The sequence below is a fragment of the Acinetobacter sp. Ac_3412 genome, assembly GCF_013072675.1.
In the GTDB taxonomy this organism is placed as follows: Bacteria; Pseudomonadota; Gammaproteobacteria; order Pseudomonadales; family Moraxellaceae; genus Acinetobacter; species Acinetobacter higginsii.
The window spans coordinates 381,557-406,968 of record NZ_LXUJ01000009.1 but is presented as its reverse complement, the minus strand read 5'-3'; the positions used below and the strand labels follow the sequence as shown (position 1 = coordinate 406,968).

Genomic DNA, 25,412 nt, shown 5'->3' with positions numbered 1-25,412 from the left:
TTCTCTAAACTTATTTAAACGTCATATTCATCGTATCTAATTTACGATTTTGATCAGTCTCGGTATCTTTTGCTCGAATATACTGACGTAATGGATTAATAGGTTGTTCTGAAATAGTGTTCTTGAGTCCATTGATTACAGCTTGGCCTGTTTGCTGAGTGTTGCTAAACCCTTTTGAGGTCAGCCCAGTAACTTGATCTATTAACTGCGATTCCACTCCCTGCTGTAGCATTGGCAATAAAGCCTTTGCTCCACACTCCTTCAACTGCTTTGCAGTCTCAAGCGTTTTTAACACTGAAGAAGGACTGGTAAAGGATTGACCTAAAGCATTCTTGGCGCTGCTAACTGCATTTTTTAGACCTGTTTCTGCTTTGCCCAATAAGGTTTGTGCATCAGGGTCATTTTCATTTGGCCACATTGGCGGGCGTTTAAAGTCACTGGATTCCGCCCACGGATCACGTTTATCATCTTCAAATACAACTTTTGCTGCACCCGTTGCCAGTCCAGAAACCCGTACAAAACCTTTATCATCCAACTGACCAGAAAACTGCTGACCGAGTGAATCAATAACCTGATAGCCACCCTGTTTCACAAACTCGCCATGTTTGTAATCGTGCAGCAATTCCAGTACCCCTTGTCCGCGCTTTGGTGGTGGTGGTAAACTGGATTGAGCACTGACGCTTGAGCCGCTCATAAACAAATGCTGCCCCGCCTTCACCTCAAACTTGCCTCCCGTCACAGGAAAAATACCTGAGCCATTCAGCTTGATTTGAGAGCCGCCTGCGGTAATCACAATTTCTTTCGGACTGCTAATCTGAATCTGACTTTCAGTGGAAATGATTTGGATGCCTTGTTTGGCGAGCAAATCCAGTCCATCTGACTGTGCCTGAACCTCAAACTTGCCTTTGGCAGCCACTTGCTTAATCCCATTCTGAGCAGCAAACAGGCTAATTCGATTTTGCGCATGGCCAATCAGATTTTTTTGCGTACTCAGGTTAATACTATCGCCTGCAATCTGATTGATTTGTCCATCTGCAGACACATGAATATCTTCATTGCTGCTTAGACCAATGCCTGCTGGCGAATGAAGCAACAACAACGCTTTATTAAATTTGGCAATCTTTGCTTCAATCTGTTCTGCAAATTCTTTTAACTGTTCTAAAGACTCAATTTCATCAGTTTGCTGATTTTTGGCGACTTCACTTAAAGCCTTGGCATTGTTCTGGTTGCCTTCTAGCTGTTGCTTGGCAGGTTCGGCATCAAGATGCTCCCCTTGGGCCTGATCCTGCTTTTGGGTACTAACCAGTAAACCTTTACCCGCACGCACTGCACCCCATTGGTCGGTCCGAAGTTCAAAGCCCTCACCACGATCTTCGCTTTCAGCTTTATCTTTTGGATGGCTGAGTTTACCTAGATTCAGTTGAGTGGCGGCATGACTGCTTTGTAGTTGCGCACTGATTTGTCCCGTGGTGTCATCAAAACGCAGTTGGTTAAACCCTTCACCTTGGTATTCTTTGGATTTAATCCCTGCCAGTTTCTTGGTATCAGGCAACTTACCTACATGGTCAAACTTGGTCGGGCTACGCTGTGCTTCATGAATCCGCCCGACAACAAAAGGTCGATCAATATCGCCATCAAAGAAATCAATCACCACGATTTCACCAATCCGCGGCAAGAATCGTGCACCGTAGCCTTCACCAGCCCACGGCGTTAATACATCCACCCATGCAGAGTCGGTATCATTGTCATTGGCACCTGCACCACTATCGTGACTGTGATCATCTGCTCGGGTAAACAGGAAGCGAACTTTAATCCGCCCCCATTCATCCACATAAATTTCGTCACCGCTTGGCCCCACCACTTTGGCACGTTGTGGATGTGTCGCAGGTCGATGTTGTAACGGGTTATACTCAGGAACTAGACCAATATTACGTCGTTGCAATGTCAGTTGATTGGCTTGACGTTCATCAGAGACCGCATGCTGAAAAGGACTACTTTGCCAATTACTTTGTTGAAGCAAAGCTGCAACTTGATCCGTTAAATCTTTAGGTAGATTATTTTGGTTATAGAACGTTTTTGAACTGATCAGAAACTCTTTGTCTGCGCCATCATGCTGATCAATTTCAGGATGTTCATTGAGTTCAAACCAATAGCCCACTGGGGTATCGCGAACAGTCGATGTCGCAATAAACTGCTTGGCCTGTGAATCATAATACTGGCTCAGGCTCTGATTCAGTTTTTCAATTTGAGCATTGCCCGATTTGGTGCTGCCATCTTCACCGTTTAAATCCTGAATCCAAGCCGGTGAAAAATGCCACGCCTGTTCTAACGCAAGCTGTTGGTTATCATGTTGATCGCTATGCTGATGTTTACTCTGAACACTACCTGCCCCTTCTTCTTGCTCCAAGGCATCGGCTTGCCAACGCTGTACATGCACTGCACTCGGTTGTAAGGAACGCTGCGCTACAAATGCCGTGATACTGTCTTGTGTTTCTGTTGCACTACTGCGATGAAAGCGGATATTACGGCGCTCTAGGGCTTTATATTGATTATTGTCATCGATGAGTCTGAGTTTCTGTGGCTGAATCTGTTCGCTGGAATTGGATACCTTCAGTTGTGCTTCATCAATCAACCAGTTAATCGACTCTGCCCGCATCAAACGGGTCAAAAAGTCGTAATCAAGTTCATTGGCCTGCATAATAAATGGACGGATGTCATATTGTTTGCTTAAGCCACTTAAATCCAGACTTAAACTGGCCGCAAACAATGGACTTTTAGCCTGCCATTCTTTAAAAATGATCTGAATCACATCAACGACGGATTTCGCCATAAAAACACGGCTATTACGACGCTGCTTCCACAAGGCGGTCGGGTCTTGTACACCTAAACGATAAATCGTCAGCGAACCGTCACTGGCGCCGATATCGGCTTGGGTAATAATCCCTGAGATACGTGTTAACTCTGCTTTATCGGTCACAATATCAATGGCAACCTGACTGCCAATAAAGCTTTTTAAAGGAATGACTGCATTGGTCGAAAGACAGAGTAATTGTAGGTCAAGGCCATGATTGAGCTGATGCAGACCCTCAATACGCTGTAAGAAAACTTGATTATTTAAAGATGTGTTTGAAAATTGAGCGTGAATCGCACGTTTTTGTGCTGTCAGGCCCAAGCTTTCTAAAGCTTGAAAGATATTATTCGCCATCTTTTTTTATAGATTATCTGCTTGAATTTAGCGCATTTTACTCAAAATATCGTTTTACTGTCCATACAGAACCGTCTATTTATGACAATTTACGTCACATTTTTTGTTCGCTTTATATTACTGAATCAGGGCGATTAAATTTATGCTTTTGAGTTAGATTGTTTTTTACTTAAAATACTTTGATTCACTTTAGCTATTTTTATAATAAGCGTTGCTGCAACTTGCACCTATGGCATCTAAAAAATCTTTTGAATAAAGGCCTATCCAGATTGTTAGACCTTTATTCACGGCTAAAAGTTTATATTTTCTGCAGTTTAGAATTTGGCACGTAGCGATAAAGTTACGTTACGTGGTTCGCCCCAATAGACACCATTATAGAAGCCGACCTGTTGATAATATTTTTCATCAAATAAGTTATTCACTTGTAAGTTTGCGCTGAATGACTCGTTGAAGGTATAGCCCATATTGGCACTTGCCAAGAAGTAAGCATCTTGTCGTACATAACCATCTGAGTTTTTAGGTGCACTGCTCGACTTACTTACGACCTCACTTTGCCAATTCACACCAAAGCCAATATTGACTTTATTGGCACCCTCCCAAAGCTGTTCAGGCAGTTTGAAATTGGTATAGATTTTGACTTGATTCTGAGGAAGCGTGGTTGAAGCCTTCACAGTTTCTGAACTAATACTGTTCACATAGGTATAACCCGCAGTAATGTTCCACGTCGGTGTAATCCGTCCAATCGCTTCCAGCTCAAAGCCTTCAATTTTTAGGCCTTCCCCCGAAGCTTTCATTGGGTCACCGCCGTCATCGGTTTTAATACCTGCTACAATCGCCTCTTCATCACGAACTGCAACATTCTCCTTTTTCGACCAGAACGCAGCAGCGGTTGCCAAAAGTTGGTTATCCAATAAACTGGCTTTTAAACCCGCCTCATAGCTTTTACCTGTTTCAGGATCTAGGAAACTGTTATTGCGGTCTTTCTGGCTGCTTGGATTAAACATATCGGTATAACTGGCATAAGCAGTGACAATATCGTTAATCGCGTAAGTGGTACCAAAGTAAGGTGTGAAAGCATCGGTTTTCACATCACTCTTGGTACCATTCGTTGCCGAATAATCACTATAACGTCCCCCGACAATCAATTTTAGATCATCTGTTAGGTTTAGCTTTAAGGTACTGTATGCACCATAATTACGTTGTTTCGCATCTTTAGTCGAAGGAATAACCGTGTAGCCCGGTTTAGGCGTTGTATTACCATCCCATGTCCGCCAATCATTAATCACACAAGTATCACCAATATTATTAGAAGGTAGCGTTACCCCGTCCACTTTCTTGGTACAGGTCAATTGATTACTGGCAATACCATCAATGAACCCACCCGGACTATCTGTAGAACGATCAAAGCCATTTCCACCAATCACCAATTCATGCTCACGATTAAATAATTTAAACGGCCCACTGGCAAACAACTCTACACTGGTCTTTTTAGATTCAGATGTTGGATACACGGTTGACCAAACCCCAACCCCTGTTCCATCATTTTGATTAGGAAAACCAGAACCACCGTAAGACATCAGCCAAAAACTTTTTGATAATGAATGTGAGGCTGCGGCCTTAATCATCCAATTGTTATCAAATTTATAAGTCAAATCAGCAAATACAGTTTTGTCACTTTGGCTAATGGTATTCCAGCGATTGGCCAAGCTGAAATTGCGTGGCAAATTGGCCAGCGAACCGTCTTGATTCCAATAGGGAACGGTTCCCCACGTTGAACCTCGTGGTTGGTTGTCTTGGTATTGGAAACCAATGCTGCCTGTTAATTTGTCCGTGATATCGGCTTCAACCATCGCCATCGCCGCCAAGGTTTCCAGAGAGTAATAATCCATATAGGATTCCCCCTCTCGACGTGCGGCCATCACACGGCTGCGCACACTGCCATCAGCCGTCAAAGGAATTGAAACATCAGCCTCATTGCGAATGGTATTCCAGCGACTAAATGAGGTGGCAACCGAGCCTGTCAGTTCCTTTGCAGGCCGTTTCCGAATCATATTAATGGTGGCAGATGGATTTCCCGTAGATCCTGTTAAACCTGTTGCCCCCTTCACGACTTCAATACGATCAAAGAAAAAACTATCGACCCGTGGGCTATTCTCGCCAATTGGCATGCCATCAATTTGACGATTGCTAATCGCATAGCCTCGCGCAGAATAATTTGAGCGTTCACTATCATTTTTAGTGACTGTGACCCCTGGCGTGGCCGCAAGCACATCATCAATAATATTGAGATTCCGTTGCTCAATCTGTTCCCGCGTAATGACACTGACGGATTGTGGTGTTTCTTTTAAGGAAAGTTTTAGCTTGGATGATGTGCGAGATGATTTCGCTTGAAAGCTTTCGCTCCCTTCTGTTTTTTCATCCTCGGCTGCAACTTTGATGGTTGGGAGTACGCTTGCACCCTGTTCTTGCGCCCAAGCGTGATGTGAAAATGCCCCGAAAATCAGAATCGATTTTATCGCAATATTTAAAGCAGATTGTTTAAGCTGATTGTTCATAATGCTGCAATTAATTAAATAAGAATCATTATTATTATCAATATCAATACAAAAATAAATGAAGAATTCACAATTTCTTAATATTTATTTGATTTCAGGTAAAAATTGGCGCAAGCCTCGATGGCTGTCATTGATCATTTTATTGATAGATCAAGAAATATGCATAAATAGCGTACTTGCATTTTTTCAAGCACGACAACGCGCAACACAAAAGCAGCTTGAAAGTCTTAAATGGAACTAAGCTTAAATACTATTTATAATTATTATTTTTCAATTACTTAAAATTCTATTATTGAATCATCCTCGCGCTCTAGAATACGTGGACCTGAGCCCTGCTCTGCCAGAATATCTTCTGGATTACGCAAACGACATTGTTCCAAAGACAAACACCCGCAGCCAATGCACCAGTCCATTTCATCTCTTAAACGAGTCAGCTTCTGGATTCGCTCATCCAAGTCCTTACGCCAACAAGTGGATAACTCTGCCCACTGCTCAGCCGTTAACTTGCTGCCTATCGGGTAAACACTCAACGCTTTTTTAATCTCCTCCAATGAAATGCCAACTTTTTGCGCGACTTTAATAATTCCAATATAGCGCAGCACAGCCAAAGGATAACGACGTTGATTGCCATTGGTTCGAATACTTTTAATTAGTCCTTTGGATTCATAAAAATGTAGGGTGGAAACAGCGACACCACTGCGCTTGGCCACTTCTCCAACCGTCAGCATCCGATTGATATCAATTTTTCGTTCGAGTGTCATGGTTCAACATCTCAAGATTACTTTAGGTTTTATAGTTTATGGCAACACGATTTGTCAATTTAAAGCCTTGTAACATGAGTCAAAACAAGCCAATTGTTTTGACTTCCAGCCTCATAAAAAACACAGAAACCTCGACAGAAATTGTGCTGACACTCCTGCTAAAAATGCCTTTTTCCACACTTTAATTTTCGAGTTCACCCCATTGACCTCAATATAACTTGAGGTTTTAGACTGCTTGGCACTGCATTATCAAATGCAATTAAGCAATTCATTTTTAATGTTTTTCAGCAGTCAGTCTGAATCTACTCAGGAAATACGCCTATGCCGTACTTCATTAAATTAAGTTTGGAAAGTCAATGGTTATGGATCATTAGCAGGTGTTGTCTGGCACTGTTATTTTTTAGCTCAGGTCTCAGCAAAGTCCTTGATGTGGAAACAGGGTTTCAGGAAATGCAAGCCGCTGGTCTAGAACCTATATGGCTATTTAATTATGCCTCGGCGCTGATTTTACTTGTAGGTGCTTACAGTATTTTGTTTGATCGCCACCTCTGGTTAGGTGCCGCACTACTGTCTGTTTTTTTAGTGATTACGATTGTACTGGTACATACCTTCTGGAACCTGTCTGGAGGACAAGCACAAATCTCACTTTATTTTGCGCTTGAACATATTTCAGTGATTGGTGGCTTAATCGGTACTGCAATTGCCAGCCATTTTCGTCAACAGCTGCAAGATGTTGGAGTGATCGCATGAAAACCAAACTACGTATTTTGCTGATTATCAGCATTTTAATTGTGATTGCTGTAGCTGCTTATGTTTATTTTAAATCCCGCTCCGCAGAGAATGCTTCCAGCTACAGTTATCCACCCGTAAAAGTCGCGCTGACAACAGTCAAACAACAAGTCACACCACGTATTCTGTCCAGTATTGGTGAGTTGGAGGCAGTACGGCAAGTTCAAGTCTCTGCAGAAACAACTGGCGTGATTGAGCAAATTTATTTCCAGTCAGGACAATCCGTCAAAAAGGGACAATTACTGGTTCAACTGAAAACCAATGTCGAGCAAGGCAATTTAGGTCGGCTACAAGCCAAGCTGAAACAGGCAGAAATGACCTATCACCGCACCAAACAACTGATTGATAGCAATGCGATTTCACGTGCGGAACTAGATACGGCGCTAGCCGATCGAGATATGACCCGTGCTGAAATCCAGCAATTGCAAGCGCTAATTGAACAAAAGTCCATTCGTGCGCCCTTCTCTGGGGTGATCGGGATTCGCCAAGTTCATCAAGGGCAATACCTTGAAGCAGGCATCAGTATTGCCAATTTAGTGGATACACAGCAACTGCTTGCCAATTTCACACTGGATGAACAACTGGCGGCACGGTTAAAAACCGGCCAAGCCGTTCAATTAAAAATAGATGCCTTTCCCGAACAAAGTTTCACTGCCGTAGTAAATGCAATTGATCCAATGGTGAGTAAATCTAGAACCATGACTGGACAGGCACTGCTCAATAATCAGCATCAACAATTAAAACCAGGCATGTACGCAAAAATAGAAATACAGGAAGCCAATCGACCCAGTTTGGTCATCCCTGAAACTGCAATTACTTATACCGCCTATGGCAACACTGTTTTTCTGGTGAAACATGGGCCACAAAAACAAACGGTACAACGGGTTGCGGTCGAACTCGGTGAACGTCATCAAGGTTGGGTCGAAGTGCAATCGGGTGTTAAAGCTGGTGACCAAGTGGTGGTTTCAGGTCAAGTTCGGCTTAGTGATGGTATGCAAATCGAGCCGACGGTGAATAGCCTAGAGCAAACTTCATCTTCCCAAGCCAAAGCAAAGCTTTAGGGAGACGCTCAGATGAAATTTACCGATCTTTTTGTAAAACGCCCTGTACTGGCTCTGGTGGTCAGTACCCTGATTTTATTGGCGGGTCTATTCTCACTGAATAAACTGCCGATTCGCCAATATCCTTTATTAGAAAGTTCAACCATCAGTATCAGCACTGAATATCCGGGTGCATCGGCTGAACTGATGCAAGGTTTTGTCACGCAACCAATTGCCCAAGCGGTCTCTTCAGTTGAAGGCATTGATTATCTCAGTTCGTCCTCAGTACAAGGCCGCAGTGTCATTACCCTGCGTATGCAACTCAACCGAGACTCCACTCAAGCCCTGACCGAAGTCATGGCCAAGGTCAATCAGGTTCGCTACAAATTGCCAGAACAGGCATTTGACCCTGTGATTGAACGCTCCTCAGGCGAATCGACCGACGTAGCCTATATCGGCTTTTCCAGTGAACAGCTGTCTATGCCCGAGCTAACCGACTACCTGTCACGGGTGGTTGAACCGATGCTATCCACCATTGAAGGCGTGGCAAAAGTTCAAACCTATGGTAGCCAACGCCTTGCCATGCGGATCTGGCTAGATGCAGACCGTTTGGCCAGTCGTGGCGTAACCGCTGCCGATGTCGCTAGTGCGATTCGTCAAAACAACTACCAAGCCGCCCCCGGTCAGATCAAAGGTGAATTGGTGGTTTCCAATGTCAACGTGTCAACCGAGCTAACCAGTATTCAGGACTTTAAAAATCTGGTGATCCGTAATGATGGACAGAACCTAATTCGTTTGCAGGATGTCGCCACGGTTGAACTCGGTGCAGCATCTACCGAAACCAGTGCCTCGATGGACGGGCAACCCGCAATTTTTATTGGTTTACAGGCCACTCCAACAGGTAATCCATTGGTGATTGTTCAAGGCATCAAGGATAAATTGCCTGAGATACAGAAAACCTTACCGCCCAGTGTCAAAGCCAATCTAGCCTATGAAACCGCACGTTTTATTGATGCTTCGATTGATGAAGTGCTGCATACCTTTATCGAAGCCCTGATTATTGTCATTGCTGTGATCTACCTATGCTTAGGTTCACTCCGTAGTGTCTTGATTCCTGTGGTAACAATTCCACTATCAATGCTTGGCGCTTTAGGCCTGATGCTGATTTTTGGCTTTAGTATTAACTTACTGACCTTATTGGCGATGGTACTGGCCATTGGACTGGTGGTGGATGATGCCATTGTAGTGGTGGAAAACGTACACCGCCATATTGAAGAAGGCTTGTCACCTATTGCTGCTGCACTGGTCGGTGCACGTGAAGTCGCAGGCCCCGTAATCGCCATGACCATTACCCTTGCTGCCGTCTATGCGCCGATTGGTCTTATGGGCGGATTAACGGGTTCATTATTTAAGGAATTTGCACTGACCTTGGCAGGCGCAGTTTTGGTCTCAGGGATTATTGCCCTCACCCTCTCCCCAGTGATGAGTTCCTATCTGCTGCAATCCAAGCAGGAAGAAGGCCGAATGGCCAAAGCTGCTGAATGGTTCTTTGAACGTTTAACTCATGTCTATCACCACTTACTGCAATTTTCATTGCAGCATCGTTGGATCACTGTGGTCTTTGCCGTTGCTGTTTTTGCCAGCCTACCTTTTCTTTATCAACTCCCACAAAAGGAATTGGCCCCACTGGAAGATCAAGCCAGTGTGCTAACTGCGATTAAGGCACCACAACATGCCAACCTAAACTATGCCGAACACTTTAACTATGAGCTGGATAAAGTGTTCTGGACCCTACCTGAAACCAGCACCACTTGGATTATTAATGGTACGGACGGCCCAGCGGCCAGTTTTGGTGGCACCACCTTATCCACATGGGCTGAACGTACGCGCTCTGCCGATGAACTTCAGCAGGAACTGCAAGCCAAGGTCGGTGCTGTAGAAGGTACCAGTATTTTTGTATTCCAAAATCCAGCTTTGCCCGGTTCAACAGGTGGCTTACCTGTACAAATGGTGCTGCGTAGTGCCCAAGACTATGCCACCATTTATCAAACCATGGAAAATATCAAACAAAAAGCTCGTGAGAGTGGCTTGTTTGTGGTGGTAGACAGTGATCTGGATTTCAATAATCCAATACTGAAAATTGAAGTCGATCGTGCCAAAGCCAATAGCTTGGGTATCCGTATGCAGGACATCGGCGAAGCACTGGCGACCCTCGTAGGTGAAAACTATGTCAATCGTTTTAGTATGCTGGGCCGTGCTTATGATGTGATTCCACAAAGTATCAAAAGCCAGCGTCTGACCCCACAAGCGTTGACCCAGCAATTTGTACGCACCGATCAGGGAACATTGATTCCATTGTCTACTGTGGTCCGTCTGAATGAACAGGTCGAGCCAAATAAACTCACGCAGTTTAACCAACAGAACGCCGCAACTTTCCAAGCCATTCCTGCGCCTGGTGTTTCTCTCGGCCAAGCTTTAGCGTTCCTTGAACAAGTCACGGCTGAGTTACCGACAGGGTTTAGCCATGACTGGCAAGCCGATGCGCGTCAGTATATGCAGGAAGGCAATACGCTGTTGTTTGCATTTTTGGCGGCATTGGTGGTGATTTATCTGGTCTTGGCCGCGCAATATGAAAGTCTGGTCGACCCGTTCATTATCTTAATTACTGTGCCCCTGTCAATTTGCGGCGCCTTGATTCCTCTGGCACTCGGTTATGCCACCGTCAATATCTATACCCAAATTGGTCTGGTGACCCTGATCGGTTTGATTAGTAAGCATGGCATCCTCATGGTTGAATTTGCCAATGAGTTGCAGCTGCATGAAGGACTGAATAAACAGGCCGCCATTCTTAAAGCAGCGCAAATTCGCTTACGTCCGATTCTGATGACCACGGCGGCAATGGTGTTTGGTCTTATTCCACTACTGTTTGCCACAGGTGCGGGCACACATAGCCGTTTTGGTCTTGGACTGGTGATTGTGTGCGGTATGTTGATTGGCACATTCTTCACCCTGTTTGTATTGCCCACCATTTATAGTCTGCTGGCACGTCAACATAACCAAAGTTCGGCGCGTGTACAGGAACTACAGAAAATTGATGCAATGGAGTCTCAAGCATGAATAACGATCTAGTCTTCGCTAAAAGCTCCCAACATCATTCATCTAAGTCGATGATAAGCACTGGACTCTTCATAGCAGCTTTGGCCATGTCACTCAGTGGTTGCCAAAACCTTAAACCACAACCACCCATCGTCAGTGCTGATATTCCGAACAGTTATGATCATTCGATTCAAGGCAGTTCCATTGCATCCCAAGGCTATCAGCAGTTTCTTGCTGATCCGCGTTTGGTGCAGGTGATTGAACTAGCTCTCAGTCATAATCGAGATTTACGTAGCGCAAGCCTGAATATTCAGCGCGCACAGCAATACTATCAGATTAAGAAAAATGATCAGTTTCCGATGATTGCTGGTCGTGCAGAGCTGCTTCGCCAAGTTTCTCCGACACTTGATCCCAATAATCCCAGTTCAAGCTTACAAGTCGGCCTTGGTTTGACGGCTTATGAGCTGGACTTTTGGGGACGGGTTCGTAATCTGAAAGATGCGGCACTGGACCGTTATCTGGCGACCCAAAGTGCGCGTGATGCCATGCAAATCAGTTTGGTCAGTCAAGTCAGCCAAGCTTGGTTGGATTATGCCTTTGCCCATGCACAGTTAAAACTTGCCCAACAAACCCTTGCGACACAATTGAATGCCTATCAGCTCAATCAAAAACGTTTCGATGCGGGCACTGACAGTGAAATTCCTCTGCGTCAGGCACAGATCTCGGTCGAAACTGCACGTCACGATGCGGCCAACTATCAAACGCAGGTGCTGCAGGCGCAGAATTTACTTAATCTGTTGGTGGGGCAACAGCTTCCTGTAGATCTCTTGCCACAACAACCCGTTAAAAACATCAGTACCAACGCAGTTTTAAGCACAGGTTTAAGCAGTGAGTTACTGAATCATCGCCCTGACCTCAAGCTCGCTGAATATCAATTGCACGAAGCAGGTGCCAATATTGCGGTTGCCAAAGCGGCATTATTTCCTAGCATTCGATTAACAGGCTCAGCGGGTTATGCATCGACTCAACTCAGTGATCTGTTTAAATCTGGCCATGCGGTCTGGTCGATTGGCCCGAGTCTGGATCTACCAATCTTTGACTGGGGCACCCGTCAGGCCAATCTCAAGATTTCAAAAATCGAGCAGCAAATCGCCCTATCGAATTATGAAAAATCCATTCAATCTGCCTTTAAAGAAGTCAATGATAGCCTTGCCACACGTGCCTATATGGATGAACGGATTACTGCACAACAGCGCCTAGTCGATGCGACCAATCGGAACTACAAACTGTCTAATACCCGCTTTCGTGCAGGGATTGATAGTTATTTAAGTGTCTTGGATGCACAACGCTCTCATTATGCTGCTGAGCAAAGTTTGTTATTGCTGGAACAGGCACGGCTCAACAATCAGATTGAACTCTATAAAGTATTGGGCGGAGGCTTAACACAATAATCATCACAGGGGTTTTAAGAATGGCTATGGCTGTTGTTAAAACCTCATTCAACCAAACAAAGATAAGCTTGGCTAATAACCAGAACGCAAAAAAGTAGCCTCTAAACGAATTGAGCTGATGTTTTATTTCTTATTTGTGAATCATTGTCTATTTTTAAGATCAATCAGCGATTTATATAAATATTAAAAAAATTAAAATGAACCGTTTAGAAATTCTAGAACGTGAAGCTTATGTCTTTGCCAATGTCGCTTGAATAAAGTCACCAATCTCATCTAATGCCTGTCCAGATTTTTGCACAAAGCGATTAAACATCTGAAAGTTATGCCACATATTTTCATAGACATGCAGATGAACCTGCACACCTGATTGTTGGGCACGCTCAGCCAGATTGATCGCATCATCCACGAGAATCTCTTCACTGCCTGCTTGAATCAATAGCGGTGGAAGACTATTTAAATCAGCAAAAATAGGTGAAATACGTGGATCATTAGATCGTAATTGCCCGCGATATCCATCCCCACCCCGTTTTAAAGCATAAGCACGAATCATCGGATCTCGTTTGGCATTTTTAAATACTGAAGCCGAGCTTAAGGTGATATCGACATAGGGCGAGATCATGAGCATTCCAGAGGGCAAAATCTGCCCTGCCTCTCTTAATTCCACTGCGAATGCTAAGGCCAAGGCACATCCACCTGAATCTCCACCCAAAATAATTTGCTCAGGCGTCCAACCTTCACTTAACAAATGCTGATAGACCGACCTCACATCCTCCAATGCCGCAGGATAAGGATGTTCAGGCGCACGTCGATAATCTAGCATATACACGTTGACCTTGGCTCGTGCAGCCAATTCGGTAGACAGTGCGCGATGAGTTCGTGATGAACCTGCAAAAAAAGCGCCGCCATGACAATGCAACAATACCCCTTGCACCTCACCCTCAGGCCTTGCCACTTCGACAGGAACAATACGTTGATCCTGTGCATCTCTCAATTTAATCTGTTGAATGCAAACATCGGCTCTGGGTTTAAAAATGCGCGATCCAATCTCCATTGCGCCACGCAAGATCGGAAAAGGTAAAGCCAGACCACTGGCCAGCTTAAAACTCAGTCGCAAACTCATTTTCACGCCTGTTTCGATTATCTGTTGCTGCATCATATGCTCCTACTCATGGCATCACCGAATCATAATTTAACTGGCTTTTTTATCAGTCTCAGACTCAGTAAAACCAAGCAGGTAATCGTTAAGATCACATTGTGCTAAACGAGCACGCATCTCAAAAGTGGTCCACGGCCATAAGGTACTGTTACGACCATTCCGATCGATAAAGTAGCTGCTGCATCCACCGGTATTCCAGACCGTATTCGTTAAGGCCGCTTGGATTTCATCATTGTATTGTTCTAAGACCTCAGCACGAATTTCAACAGTTTCAATTTGCTGTGCCTGTACTTTTTTCAGCATGTCCAAGATATACGCCAATTGTGCTTCAATAATGATGAGTGCCGATGAACTGACCGCAATATTAGGACCAAACATGACAAAGGCATTTGGGCAACCTTCAACCACTGTACCAAGATAGCCTCGGGCACTGCCTTGCCATACTTCGTCCATGCTTTTGCCATGTTTATTACGAATCTGTTTGGCAATTGGCGGATTACTGACTTCAAAGCCTGTGCCAAAAATAATCGCATCAACCTCATGTTGCGATCCATCACTGGCGATCAAAGTATTGCCACGCACTTCTTCCACCCCACAGCGCAACACCTCTACATTCGGCTTTGCCAATGCGGGATACCATAGATTAGACTGTAATACCCGTTTGCAACCGATGGTAAAATCAGGCAATAGTTTTTCTCGTAGCTCGGGATCTTTCACCCCTAAGCGAATATTCAATTTGGCTAGGCGTTCAATCTGGCTGACCAGTTTTGGATGATGCATACTGGAATTTAAGGATTCGAACACACCATAAACACCATAACGGGTTAAACGCTGTGTGACTGGAAGCACTTTAAACAATGCCTGAGCAAGTTTTGGCAGGCTTTGATCCATTTTTGGAAGTACCCATTGTGGGGTACGCTGTAGCAAAGTGAGTTTCTCCACTTGGGCTTGAATCTCAGGTACAAATTGAATTGCAGACGCGCCAGCACCAACAACAGCAACCTTTTTACCCTTTAAGTCAAAATCATGATTCCATTCTGCCGAGTGGAACTGAGCCCCTTTAAATGTCTCTAAACCTTTAATTTTAGGCAATACAGGTTGATGCATTGGCCCACCTGCCATAATCGCAAAACGGGCATGAATAAAGCCTTGATTAGTTTTCACCACCCAATGTTTAGCCTGATCATCCCAGGCACTTTCCAGCATTTCATAGCCAAAGCGCACATACTTTTTCACATCGAATTGCTGTGCAACATTTTGTATATAGGTCTTAATTTCTTGTTGCTGTGCAAACACCCGACTCCATTGTGGATTCGGTGCAAAAGAATAGGAATATAACGCTGACGGTACATCACAAGCACATCCAGGATAGGTGTTGGCACGCCAGACACCGCCAATTTCATCGGCTTTTTCCAAGACCACAAAATCCGTGAAACCCGCTTGTTGTAGTTTGATGGCGGCTCCAATCCCTGCAAAGCCAGCCCCGATAATCACCACATGAAATTTTTCAATCTTCGCCATGAGTTTTAATCCTTATTTTGTCTGTGCCAATTGGCTTAAACGTTGGCTATATGCTTTACGATCATTCTGATCCAAGCCTTTTAAAATACGGTCATCTCCGATCAGTTTTCGGAATCCGGTATTTAACCAATGCGGCACCAACCCATAGGCTTTCGGGGTGTGGGTTAAATAATTCGGCACCGCAATTTCAGCTAGATTATGTGCGATGGCTTGAATAATCGCATTCGCCACATCTTGCGGCTCTACCGTCGGAATCGGCAAACTGTCCCCCGTACCAGACGACAACTCAGTCAAGACTTTGGATGGTAATACGGCAGATAAGCCAATCGGCGTGTCTCTAAGCTCTTGCTGCATCGATGCAGTTAAACCCACCACAGCAAATTTAGTCGCACAATAAATACTGGCACCGGGAATCGGATATTTACCTGCCAGAGAAGCGACATTGACGATATGCCCCGTTTGTCGCGCCAGCATTTTGGGCAATACCGCTTTCATGCCATGAATCACCCCACGCAAATTGATATCAATTTGCGCATCGGTGATGGCTTGGCTTTCCTCGACCATTGCCCCCATTGGCATAATGCCAGCGTTATTGACCAAAATATCGATGGGACCTAATTGCTTTTCAATCTGCACAATGAGGTCATGAAATGAGTTCTGTGAACGCACATCCAAATAGCCACCAAAGCCTTGCACTTTAGTGGCAGCTTGTTGTGCCAACTCCAGATCAATATCGCCAATTGCCACTTTGGCGCCGAGTTTCCTAAAAGCGACGGCGGTGGCCAAACCAATCCCTCGCCCGCCACCGGTGATCAACACCACTTTATCTAAAAAACTGTATTTTTTTCCCATGTCCAGTTCCTTTTATTAGTCAAAAAACCACCAATACGGAACATAATGTCATTTACGGAATGAAGTGTCAATTTTGATTGATTTTGTTTTATCGTATTTCCGATAAAGTTCTGATAAAATTTTTAGCATGAATGATCAAACAACTCTCTCGCGTGCTGAACGCCAACGTATTCAATTACAAGCAGAAATTATTGAAGCTGCTTTTTTGGAGTTTTCTGAACGCGGTTATCATCAAACTGCGATCTCTGACATTGCCAAAAGACTGGGTATTGGTCATGGTACTTTCTATCGGCATTTTGAGAATAAAAGAGACATTCTGGATAAAGTCATTGTCGATACCATGTTCAAAATCACCGCCTTATTGGCCGATGAAAATGCACCAGATGCGGTATCCACACTGGAGGCTTACCGCATCCAATGCGAACGGATTTCCAGTAAATTTCAGGAATTTGCCAAGGATAATCCACGTGCAGTACGTTTGATTTTGCTTGAAGCGACCTCGATTGATAAAGAAATGACCGCCCAAGTGCATAACCTGCTGCACCTCGGGGAGCTACTCACCGCAGATTATTTAAAAAATGGGGTAAAATGCGGTTATTTAAAAGCTGATCTGGATACTGAAATGACTGGACATGCCATCGTCGGGATGATCATCGCTGGCGCATTTAAGTTCTTATCTGCACCTGAAGATGCTGATCTGTTAAAAAAATATAGCGATGCTGCAATTCAAATGATGATGGCAGGCATCGCATAAAACTCAACTTTGGCTTGTGATTTATGCTGGCTTAAATGCTGGCATTTGATTTAAATAGGCCAATGCCTGTTGTGTTGACCCTTCATGTAATGGACTATGTTTGGGATTAAAATAGCGTAAGCAAGCAGCCAAGACATCACCCACACGCGGTACGCGATCCTGTCGGGCAGCACGCAAATAATCTTTAAAGCGAAAACGCTGTGGTAATTGCGGATCTTTGGCAACCAAGGTTTCCACAGCGATATAAGCCAATATAATAAATAAAGGAAAAGTAACAACAGCCGTCGCTGTTCGCAGCAGCATGTTATTGCTTAAATGCCGAAACATGGCATCGGCGACTTCACGATGTTCTACTTCTTCGGCACCATGCCATTGCAATAGGCGCAGCATTTCCTCATCGACAGGCGCTTGTTGTAAACCTTGTGCATTGAGTACCCAATGCCCTAATACCCCCGTGAGATGTTCCGCAGCGGCAACCATGGCAAGGCGGGTCTGTAACCATATCAATTTCAAAGCAGGGTGACGCAGCTCATAACCAAATGGCTTCTGCCCCAGCATGTCATGAAATATCCAGTTCATCAGCTTGCTATATTGATTCAGATCAATCCCCAAGGCCTCAATATGTCGCGTGCCTAAGGTATGTCCATGACTGTGCGCCCCTTCCTGTTTAATAAAAGCGATGACTGCTGCTTTTAACTGTTCATCCTGGATTAGTGGCAGTGCATCTCTGAAGGTCTGACAGAACCAGCGTTCAGGTGCAGGGGTAATTGGATTGATGACATTAAGAATCTGCGATGCCAAAGGATCATCATAAATCCAATGGCTCGGTGTTTCTGTAAAATCAAATACGGGACGTCGAGGAACAATGTGATGGGTTTGTTTGATGAATCCGCGCATAAAAGAACTCCTTGTATCAATAAAACCTTGAGCACTAATCCTGCGTCAAAATGTTAAAGCCCATACGCGGTCCAAATGCCACTAATGTTCGAATCAGCCCTTTAATTGCCTTTGGTTTCTGACCACTACTAATACGGCGGAACTGAGCTGCATGCCAAGCCAATTGCAGATAAGCATCGATAGGCTTATAGCCAACTGCAGGAATTTTTGCAGCTTCTGTGACTGATTTTCCTGCCAAGAGTTGTTTGGCTAGATCAGGTTGTAACGCAAAAGGACGAGCCAAACCGACCAGATCCACCGTGCCATCACTGACTAAACGATTCATTACGTCTACATCGCGTAGTCCACCAGTCAACATCAGTGGCAATTGACTTTGTTGGCGCAATGCGCTGGCATAATCCAGAAAATAAGCATCTCGCTGAACCTGACGATCAGGGGCATAGCCCAGTTGCGCTGGAGATTCGTAATTGCCCCCAGACACTTCCAATAAATCTATCCCTTCCTCTTCTAATGCCAAAGCAATGTGCAGTGACTCTTCCTGACTCAGCCCGCCTTTCTGGAAATCGGCAGAATTCAGTTTGACACTGAGGATTTTATTTTTGCCAATTGCCTGACGCACAGCTCGAACTGTTTCAATCAAGATACGGCGACGATTTTCTGGGTTTCCACCCCATTGATCGGTACGGGTATTGGCCAAAGGCGATAAAAACTGGGATAACAAATAGCCATGTGCCGCATGGACTTGTACCCCGTCAAAGCCAGCCTGTACTGCCAATGCCGCTGTGCTGGCAAAACGCTGGATTTGTTCTAAGATTTCAGTTTCGGACATAGCACGCGGGACACGAATCAGATTCATTGCGGGTAAATCTAAGCCTACTGCTGAAGGTGCAATCGGCTTTTTAAATAAAGGTAATACCGCAACCCGACCTGGATGATTAATTTGCATAATAATCTTGCTGCCATTGGCCTGTGCTGCTTGGGCCCAAAGTTTATGTGCTTGCAAGAATTGTTCATCTTCCAACACCACATTTCTCGGCTCAACAAAGGCACGATGGTCAACCATGACATTGCCTGTAATTAACAAACCTGTCCCCCCTCTGGCCCATGCAGCATAGAGCTGCTGTAGGTCTGTGGTAGGCGAGCCATGTCGATCAGCCAATTGTTCACTCATGGCAGACTTTGCAATTCGGTTCGGGATAGTGATGCCACATGCCAAAGCTAATGGCTGTTGTAAGGGTGAATTGCTAACATTTGATTGTGTCATTTTTACTGTTCCTCAAACTCTGATCGATATAGATCGATGTCATCTGTTTTATTCATTTTTCTGAGTAAATCTTTACTGCAAGCTGGGTTTATCTTCTATAAAACCCGTGGATTAAATTGACGCAATAAAAACAACGGGGTGCGTAATCGAGGAATCTGAATCGGTGGAATCAGGCCACCCGATAAATCCACCCGATGTAGGCGTGCATCCACCACTTTACCTAAGCCCATTTCATGCAAAGGATCATTCACTGTTCCAGTAAAACGTAATTTCATATCTACACGACGCACTTCAACAACATGCTCTTTCGGGGTGAATCGAACTTCCCGAGGTAAACCTAACCCCAAACCACCTGTGATATTACGATGCGGCAAACCTAAAATAGGTGGTGCATCCTGTATCACCTCACCTAGTTTGGCGTCCATTTCAATCAGCACCGTCCCACGACGTGATGCTTGGCTGATGATGCGTAAACCATCATTGTCCCAACTGATTCCCCCGATTTTTTTGGGATAACCCAGCAACTCACGTCCGATAATCATGGCGCGATCATCATCCAGTATCATCCACGGACAGAAGATGCCTGTTTTATTACCGACCTGAATATGCACAAATAGTCCCGCTTCATGATAGGCCCCCGTATACACATTTTCAGGGAAATAGGCACAAAATAAATCTGCTCTAGCGGGTTGAACCAGCTTCATTCCAGCAGGCAGCCAACGTGCCATTAGCTTCTCATTGACTTCAACCACCGCAGTTAAATATTGGGCATTGTGATAGAGCTTATTGCCCAAGTTGGCGAGACCTATTGGTGTGCGTAAATCTTGAATCAACTGTCTCATGCTTTTAATCTCGAAAAGACGTGCTTTAATATCGGTAATAAAATAATGCGCGGGGTATAACGTCCCCCCAGCGTTTGTGCTTGAGCAATCAGACCGGGAATCACAATACGGCGATTGCAAGCCATGCCTTGAATGGCCTCTTTAGCAACCCGTTCTGCAGTCGCCCAAACCAGACTGCCTCCGACTCCATCAATCTTGCTGATCCCTGCCACCGCATTAAAACCGGTGATGGTGGGACCAGGTGCCAATAAGGTACAGCTCACCCCAGTACCACTCAGCTCACTGTGCAGTGATTCGGCAAAAGAATTGGCAAAGGCTTTACTTGCCGCATAAGTGGCATTGGCGGGCGTCGGTTGATGGCCAGAGGTAGAACCGACAATCAGGATGGCACCTCGTCTTTTCTGAATCATGTTGGGTAATACCGATAAGGTCAGATCTTGCACCGCCACCACATTCAACTCGGTCTGTTCACGTTCACGGTCAGCATCTAAGTCCTGCAATCGGCCAAAGGTGGCAAAGCCTGCGTTATTACATAAAATCGCCACATCCAGTTGCTCGAGTTCCTGACGGAATTGAGTTCTTGCCTCACGATCCGCGAGATCACAGGGACGTAACATCACATCAATTTGATATTTTTGACCTAACTGCAGTGCCAAAGCCTCAAGCTTATCGACTCGTCGTGCCACCAGAACAAGCGAATAGCCACGTGCAGCGAATTGTTTTGCCAGTTCTTCACCAATACCAGACGATGCGCCAGTAATCACAACGGGGGAATCTTTAATAGGAAGAGGTAAACTCATTACCAATACTCAGATCAACAGAATAACCCTAGTATCAAAGAGCTAAAACTTGAGCGTGAGCGGTAATTCAGCCATACTGCTAATCATTTTCGGCCAATTAAAATTAAAAATGAAAGATCCCTATGGCTTGTCCAAAGCGACTATCCCGATTTCATATGCACATTTATTATTAGAAATCATGGTCGAAAAAGGTTTTTCTGCTTCCGATATTCTGTACCAAAGCAAAATACCGTCAGCACTTTTGCATCAGGTCGATGCCCGTATTAGCCCGATGCAATGGTCAAAATTGGCATGGGTCAGTTTAGGGTTGGCGCAAGACAGTGGTCTGGGATATGAATATGGGCTGAAACTTCGTTTAACTGCGCATGGTCCAATGGGTTATGCCCTAATGAGCAGCCCCTCGCTCAAACATGCCATTGCCTTGGCCAGTCAATTTTTTAATATGCGGCTCAAAGATTATCGCATTGATTGTTTGCAAGAAAATCAAATCTCCATTATTGAAATTCAACAAACCCATCCCGTGGTCAGTCAGCAACTTGTGCAGGCAGAAATCCTGAGACGCTTTTTTTATGAATGCCTGATGATTGGTGTGGTTCACACAGCACAGGCCTTAGCTGAACATGATTTTTCGGATGTTGAACTGCATGTCGACTGGGCTGAACCTCCCTACCATCAAAAATTTCAGCCCCAACTTCCAAGCATTCGCTTTAATCAAACTCACAATCAAATTCGTTATCCTGCTGTCATCCTTAACATGCCCACCAAAATGGCCGATCCCACAGCTTTTCAACAAGCCTTGGCCCAATGTGAAGCCGAACAAATCCGTTTTTCCGAAACCATTCAAGATATTGGACTCAGGGTCAAAACCGAGTTGCAGCTCACTCCACAAAAAGGCTACCCGAGTTTAGATACGGTTGCCGAGCGCTTGCATACATCAAGCAGAACCTTAAGACGAAAGTTAGATGAAGCGGGTTATTCTTATCTAGGTTTATTAGATGAAGTCAGATATCAACAGGCAAAACAGCTGTTGCTTAATCCACACATGGAAGTACAGGATATTGCACTGTACTTAGGCTATCTACAACCTGCCAACTTTGCCCGTGCCTTTAAGAAATGGAGTGGGCTTACCCCCAGCCAGTTTCGTCAAACCCAGATTTAAACTGCTCAGCATATATTGAAGTCAGGTCGGTCAATATCGACCTGACTTAACTTATTTATTTTACAGCCGCTTGTATCAAGCCTTTTAACTGCTCAATTTCAGCCCCTGTCGCACTTTGCAAAGGCGGTCTTGGTGAGCCAACCGAAAAGCCCAGTAAGTTAAGCCCTGATTTCACTGTTTTCGGTAAGCCACCTTTGACGATAAAGCTCAGCACAGGTAATTGCTGATAAAATATCGCCTGCGCTTTTGGCAGATCACTTTGTTGAATCGCTTGATATAATTGCTTTGGCAGATCACCCAACAAATTCGGCGCAGCAGTACACCAACCTGTGGCTCCAGCACAGAAGGCTTCTAAGGCCAATGGATTAGAACCGTTATAAAATGGTAACTTTCCGTGGCTCAATGCATGAAACTTATGCATGCGCTGAATATCACCAGTGCTGTCTTTGACCATGCAAATATTGTCGATCTCATTAAACATTTTCACGATCAATTCAGGTGTCATATCAATCCCACTAGTGGCAGGATTGTTATAGACCATAATCGGCAATTTTACCGATGCGGCAATCTGCTGATAATAATCATAAATTTCCTGATCAGTGAGTTTCCAGTAAGAGACGGGAATCACCATAATCACATCTGCACCCAATTCTTCCGCTTTTTTGGCTTTTTGAATCGCCATGGCAGTGGTCAGTTCAGAAATCCCAACAATCACCGGAACACGCTGATTCACCACTGCAATTGTGGTTTGCGCCACCTGCTGCCATTCTTGCCAAGTTAAATAAGCACTTTCCCCTGCACTACCTAAAGGTGCAATCGCATCACATTGTGATTCAAGCAGCGCATTTAAACTGATGCTCAAGGCCTCAAGGTCAAGCTGCTGGCCATCTGCTTTAAATGGCGTGACGGGATAAGCAATAATGCCTTCAATTTTCATGAGATTTACTCCTCGATACAATCTTGATGGTTTTTCAATGTCTTACGGGCGTAATAGGCAAAATTGACTTTATTGCGCTTATCGGTAGACAGCCAGTCATGGGCTTCCTTTGCCAGTTCATGCGGAATCGGTTGGATTTGTCCTGCCGACATGGCTAACAGTTGCAAACGTGCGGCACGTTCAATCAACAGCGCTAAATTACAGGCTTCTTCAATGCTCTTACCTGCCACCAATTGACCATGATGAGACAACAATACCGCCCGATTTTTTCCTAAAGCTTCGGAAATAAAAATGCCTTCTTCATTACCGACTGGCACTCCCGGCCATTCACCGACAAAGGAACAATCCTCATACAAGGCACAGGTATCCATTTGCGAGATGGCAAGTGGCACACGCAGCATCGACAAGGCTGCAATATGAGTGGGATGAGTATGGATAATGCAATTCACTTCAGGATGTTGCTGATAAATCCAGGTATGAAAACGGTTGGCTGGATTGGCCATGCCTTGCTGATCTAAAGGTTTAAGGTCCTGATCCACGACCAATAAATTGGCTGCGGTAATTTCGTCAAAACCCAAACCAAAACGTTGCGTAATAAAGCTATTTTCTTGTTCGGCACGACAGGTAATTTGTCCTGCCAAGCCTGCATCATGACCATGATCAAATAAAATACGACAGGTCAAAGCCAACTTCTGTCGATCCGTGTAATTGACCTCTTGGATCAAATTCATATTCTGCTGCGCAGTTTGCATCAATTGCTGTTTGCTGAGTAATGCGGTTTGCATAAGACCACCTCGCTACGGTTGATTTGTGGATGGGACAAATGCAGAATACAAAGTCAGTGGATGAGTTAAAATATCCAGTTTTTAAAACTTATATGGTCCAGATCAGCATGCAGCAGCCATGGAAGATTCGTCTTCATCTTGAAGACCGAGAAGAAAAAACCATCTTTCTGAAGTTGGCCAATCAGATTATTGAAGAGATTCTGTCTGGGCGGCTCGGTTCAGGTTCGCGCCTGTCTGGCTCGCGCTCGCTTGCCGATGAATTAAAAATTAATCGTAAAACCGTACAGTCGGTTTATGAGGATTTAGAAGCACAAGGCTGGTTAATCTCAAAACCCCGCCAAGGCACTTTTGTGGCGGAGAATCTGCCTGAGTTAAAACATAAAAAGATCAATGCAGCGACAGAACCCAATCCTTCATCCAATACAATCAGTCCAGTACCCATTAAAAATGATGGCATTCCCGATACTCGCCTGATTCCTTATGAGTTATTTTCCCGTGCTTATCGACATGCCCTGATTCAAGTGACCCGTTCTCAAATCATGGGTTATGGCGATCCTCAAGGCAGTATTGAGTTACGTCAGGCATTGCTGCAAATGCTGTCAATGGAACGCTTTATTAAAACCACTATTGACAATATCTGTGTGGTTCGTGGCAGCCAAATGGGGATTTTTTTAGCCGCTCGTGTGCTGGCAAAACAGAGCTCACCACGCAAAGTGATCGTGGTGGAACGCTGGTCTTATCCACCTGCGATTGAAACCTTTTTATCGCATCATTATCAGATCGTTCGGGTTCGGTTAGATCAACACGGTCTTGATATCCAGCATCTTGAAGAAATATTAGAAAAGTATGCTGTGGCTGCAATCTATACCACCCCGCATCATCAATATCCCAGCACCGTAACCATGGCCATGGATCGACGCCTAAAGCTATTGGAACTGTCGAAGGCGTTTGATTTTTATATTATTGAAGATGACTATGATCACGAATTTCATTATGACAGTCGCCCGATTCCACCGCTGATCAGCCTACCGCATGCAGAAAAGGTCATTCATATTGGTTCACTGTCCAAGGTCTTTGCCCCAAGCCTAAGAATTGGCTATGTGGTCGCCAATCGAGATATCATCCACGCCATGAATCAGGATATTTTATTGATCGATAAACAAGGCAATATCATCACTGAACTGGCGATGGCGGAACTGATGCAACAGGGAGAAATCAAACGTCATATCCGTAAAATGCGCAAGGTTTATCAACAACGGCGTGACTTTGCACTGAATAGCTTCCAAGCAGTATTTAAAGATCAGGTCGAAATCAACTCACCGCTAGGTGGCATGGCCTTATGGGTCAAATTTAAATTTCCCTATCGTGCTGAATATGCCGAGCTACTGAATCAATTGCATATTGATGCTGAAGCGCATTTTGCCGAGCGAAGTCAGCAATCAAATGAGCATTTTCATATCCGCTTTGGTTATGCCGCCATTAATGAAACAGAAATTTCAAACATCATCCGCTTGCTCTATGACGCATTTCAGCCCGACGATTGAATGC

The 25,412-nt window shown here is 44.6% G+C and carries 19 protein-coding genes; 7 read left to right on the top strand and 12 right to left on the bottom strand.

What is annotated here, in order from left to right; all coding sequences use genetic code 11:
- Nucleotides 1-10 precede the first annotated feature (10 nt).
- The 3 genes from A7P54_RS10185 to soxR all read right to left on the bottom strand — a co-directional run bounded on the left by A7P54_RS10185 (nt 11) and on the right by soxR (nt 6,521).
- Nucleotides 11-3,205 (bottom strand): type VI secretion system Vgr family protein, encoded by a 3,195-nt coding sequence (locus tag A7P54_RS10185; protein ID WP_171549495.1) that lies wholly within the window; start codon nt 3,203-3,205, stop codon nt 11-13.
- Nucleotides 3,206-3,519: 314 nt separating this feature from the next.
- The gene (locus A7P54_RS10180; RefSeq protein ID WP_171549494.1) at nt 3,520-5,760 is read right to left on the bottom strand and encodes a TonB-dependent siderophore receptor; all 2,241 of its coding nucleotides are present in this window, start codon (nt 5,758-5,760) and stop codon (nt 3,520-3,522) included.
- Nucleotides 5,761-6,038: 278 nt separating this feature from the next.
- Nucleotides 6,039-6,521: a redox-sensitive transcriptional activator SoxR gene (soxR, locus tag A7P54_RS10175; protein WP_005205283.1), complete on the bottom strand. Its 483-nt coding sequence runs from the start codon at nt 6,519-6,521 to the stop codon at nt 6,039-6,041.
- 321 nt (nt 6,522-6,842) lie between these two features.
- Here soxR and A7P54_RS10170 point away from each other — a divergent pair, with 321 nt between their 5' ends.
- Genes A7P54_RS10170 through adeC form a run of 4 tightly spaced genes read left to right on the top strand, consistent with a single transcriptional unit; the run spans nt 6,843 to nt 12,897 of the window.
- On the top strand, nt 6,843-7,271 hold the full coding sequence (locus tag A7P54_RS10170) for a DoxX family protein (RefSeq protein ID WP_171549493.1): 429 nt from the start codon (nt 6,843-6,845) through the stop codon (nt 7,269-7,271).
- Complete coding sequence (locus tag A7P54_RS10165) at nt 7,268-8,371, top strand: efflux RND transporter periplasmic adaptor subunit (RefSeq protein ID WP_171549492.1); 1,104 nt, start codon at nt 7,268-7,270, stop codon at nt 8,369-8,371. Before A7P54_RS10170 ends, A7P54_RS10165 begins: the two co-directional genes overlap by 4 nt.
- A gap of 12 nt (nt 8,372-8,383) precedes the next feature.
- On the top strand, nt 8,384-11,467 hold the full coding sequence (locus tag A7P54_RS10160) for a MexW/MexI family multidrug efflux RND transporter permease subunit (RefSeq protein ID WP_171549491.1): 3,084 nt from the start codon (nt 8,384-8,386) through the stop codon (nt 11,465-11,467).
- A complete protein-coding gene (adeC, locus tag A7P54_RS10155) occupies nt 11,464-12,897 on the top strand; it encodes an AdeC/AdeK/OprM family multidrug efflux complex outer membrane factor (RefSeq protein WP_289846866.1) in 1,434 nt (477 codons plus the stop codon). The genes A7P54_RS10160 and adeC overlap by 4 nt, the downstream gene beginning before the upstream one ends.
- Before the next feature lie 229 nt (nt 12,898-13,126).
- On the opposite strand, the gene A7P54_RS10150 is transcribed toward adeC, so the two are convergent.
- Genes A7P54_RS10150 through A7P54_RS10140 form a run of 3 tightly spaced genes read right to left on the bottom strand, consistent with a single transcriptional unit; the run spans nt 13,127 to nt 16,426 of the window.
- On the bottom strand, nt 13,127-14,050 hold the full coding sequence (locus A7P54_RS10150; protein ID WP_171549490.1) for an alpha/beta hydrolase: 924 nt from the start codon (nt 14,048-14,050) through the stop codon (nt 13,127-13,129).
- Nucleotides 14,051-14,086: 36 nt separating this feature from the next.
- A complete protein-coding gene (locus tag A7P54_RS10145; protein ID WP_171549489.1) occupies nt 14,087-15,574 on the bottom strand; it encodes an NAD(P)/FAD-dependent oxidoreductase in 1,488 nt (495 codons plus the stop codon).
- A 12-nt stretch (nt 15,575-15,586) separates the two neighbouring features.
- Nucleotides 15,587-16,426, bottom strand: coding sequence for an SDR family oxidoreductase (locus A7P54_RS10140; protein WP_171549488.1), 840 nt, complete (start codon nt 16,424-16,426; stop codon nt 15,587-15,589).
- A gap of 127 nt (nt 16,427-16,553) precedes the next feature.
- On the opposite strand from A7P54_RS10140, the gene A7P54_RS10135 reads away from it, so the two are divergent.
- Nucleotides 16,554-17,180 (top strand): TetR/AcrR family transcriptional regulator, encoded by a 627-nt coding sequence (locus tag A7P54_RS10135; protein ID WP_171549487.1) that lies wholly within the window; start codon nt 16,554-16,556, stop codon nt 17,178-17,180.
- Between the two features lie 21 nt (nt 17,181-17,201).
- Here A7P54_RS10135 and A7P54_RS10130 read toward each other — a convergent pair whose 3' ends face one another.
- From A7P54_RS10130 to A7P54_RS10115, 4 genes are all read right to left on the bottom strand, one after another.
- Nucleotides 17,202-18,077, bottom strand: a complete 876-nt coding sequence (locus A7P54_RS10130) for a metal-dependent hydrolase (RefSeq protein WP_171549486.1) — start codon at nt 18,075-18,077, stop codon at nt 17,202-17,204.
- Between the two features lie 34 nt (nt 18,078-18,111).
- Nucleotides 18,112-19,341, bottom strand: coding sequence for an NADH:flavin oxidoreductase/NADH oxidase family protein (locus A7P54_RS10125; protein ID WP_171549485.1), 1,230 nt, complete (start codon nt 19,339-19,341; stop codon nt 18,112-18,114).
- 95 nt (nt 19,342-19,436) lie between these two features.
- Nucleotides 19,437-20,183, bottom strand: coding sequence for an acetoacetate decarboxylase family protein (locus A7P54_RS10120; RefSeq protein WP_171549484.1), 747 nt, complete (start codon nt 20,181-20,183; stop codon nt 19,437-19,439).
- Nucleotides 20,180-20,983 carry an SDR family oxidoreductase gene (locus tag A7P54_RS10115; protein WP_171549483.1) on the bottom strand — a complete coding sequence of 268 codons (804 nt, stop codon included), beginning with the start codon at nt 20,981-20,983 and terminating at the stop codon, nt 20,180-20,182. The genes A7P54_RS10120 and A7P54_RS10115 overlap by 4 nt, the downstream gene beginning before the upstream one ends.
- 109 nt (nt 20,984-21,092) lie before the next feature.
- Here A7P54_RS10115 and A7P54_RS10110 point away from each other — a divergent pair, with 109 nt between their 5' ends.
- Nucleotides 21,093-22,142: an AraC family transcriptional regulator gene (locus A7P54_RS10110; RefSeq protein ID WP_171549482.1), complete on the top strand. Its 1,050-nt coding sequence runs from the start codon at nt 21,093-21,095 to the stop codon at nt 22,140-22,142.
- Between the two features lie 55 nt (nt 22,143-22,197).
- Here A7P54_RS10110 and A7P54_RS10105 read toward each other — a convergent pair whose 3' ends face one another.
- Together A7P54_RS10105 and A7P54_RS10100 are read right to left on the bottom strand one after the other, a co-directional pair.
- On the bottom strand, nt 22,198-23,079 hold the full coding sequence (locus A7P54_RS10105) for a dihydrodipicolinate synthase family protein (protein ID WP_171549481.1): 882 nt from the start codon (nt 23,077-23,079) through the stop codon (nt 22,198-22,200).
- A gap of 5 nt (nt 23,080-23,084) precedes the next feature.
- Nucleotides 23,085-23,864 (bottom strand): aldolase, encoded by a 780-nt coding sequence (locus A7P54_RS10100; protein ID WP_171549480.1) that lies wholly within the window; start codon nt 23,862-23,864, stop codon nt 23,085-23,087.
- 38 nt (nt 23,865-23,902) lie between these two features.
- Between A7P54_RS10100 and A7P54_RS10095 the strand changes: the two genes are divergently transcribed.
- Nucleotides 23,903-25,408, top strand: coding sequence for a PLP-dependent aminotransferase family protein (locus A7P54_RS10095; RefSeq protein ID WP_171549479.1), 1,506 nt, complete (start codon nt 23,903-23,905; stop codon nt 25,406-25,408).
- Nucleotides 25,409-25,412: the final 4 nt, after the last annotated feature.

Coding starts and splice junctions, on each gene's coding strand:
- A7P54_RS10185 (WP_171549495.1), bottom strand. CDS start 3,205: ATGGCGAATAATATCTTTCAAGCTTTAGAAAGCTTGGGCCTGACAGCA.
- A7P54_RS10180 (WP_171549494.1), bottom strand. CDS start 5,760: ATGAACAATCAGCTTAAACAATCTGCTTTAAATATTGCGATAAAATCG.
- soxR (WP_005205283.1), bottom strand. CDS start 6,521: ATGACACTCGAACGAAAAATTGATATCAATCGGATGCTGACGGTTGGA.
- A7P54_RS10170 (WP_171549493.1), top strand. CDS start 6,843: ATGCCGTACTTCATTAAATTAAGTTTGGAAAGTCAATGGTTATGGATC.
- A7P54_RS10165 (WP_171549492.1), top strand. CDS start 7,268: ATGAAAACCAAACTACGTATTTTGCTGATTATCAGCATTTTAATTGTG.
- A7P54_RS10160 (WP_171549491.1), top strand. CDS start 8,384: ATGAAATTTACCGATCTTTTTGTAAAACGCCCTGTACTGGCTCTGGTG.
- adeC (WP_289846866.1), top strand. CDS start 11,464: ATGAATAACGATCTAGTCTTCGCTAAAAGCTCCCAACATCATTCATCT.
- A7P54_RS10150 (WP_171549490.1), bottom strand. CDS start 14,050: ATGCAGCAACAGATAATCGAAACAGGCGTGAAAATGAGTTTGCGACTG.
- A7P54_RS10145 (WP_171549489.1), bottom strand. CDS start 15,574: ATGGCGAAGATTGAAAAATTTCATGTGGTGATTATCGGGGCTGGCTTT.
- A7P54_RS10140 (WP_171549488.1), bottom strand. CDS start 16,426: ATGGGAAAAAAATACAGTTTTTTAGATAAAGTGGTGTTGATCACCGGT.
- A7P54_RS10135 (WP_171549487.1), top strand. CDS start 16,554: ATGAATGATCAAACAACTCTCTCGCGTGCTGAACGCCAACGTATTCAA.
- A7P54_RS10130 (WP_171549486.1), bottom strand. CDS start 18,077: ATGCGCGGATTCATCAAACAAACCCATCACATTGTTCCTCGACGTCCC.
- A7P54_RS10125 (WP_171549485.1), bottom strand. CDS start 19,341: ATGACACAATCAAATGTTAGCAATTCACCCTTACAACAGCCATTAGCT.
- A7P54_RS10120 (WP_171549484.1), bottom strand. CDS start 20,183: ATGAGACAGTTGATTCAAGATTTACGCACACCAATAGGTCTCGCCAAC.
- A7P54_RS10115 (WP_171549483.1), bottom strand. CDS start 20,983: ATGAGTTTACCTCTTCCTATTAAAGATTCCCCCGTTGTGATTACTGGC.
- A7P54_RS10110 (WP_171549482.1), top strand. CDS start 21,093: ATGAAAGATCCCTATGGCTTGTCCAAAGCGACTATCCCGATTTCATAT.
- A7P54_RS10105 (WP_171549481.1), bottom strand. CDS start 23,079: ATGAAAATTGAAGGCATTATTGCTTATCCCGTCACGCCATTTAAAGCA.
- A7P54_RS10100 (WP_171549480.1), bottom strand. CDS start 23,864: ATGCAAACCGCATTACTCAGCAAACAGCAATTGATGCAAACTGCGCAG.
- A7P54_RS10095 (WP_171549479.1), top strand. CDS start 23,903: ATGCAGAATACAAAGTCAGTGGATGAGTTAAAATATCCAGTTTTTAAA.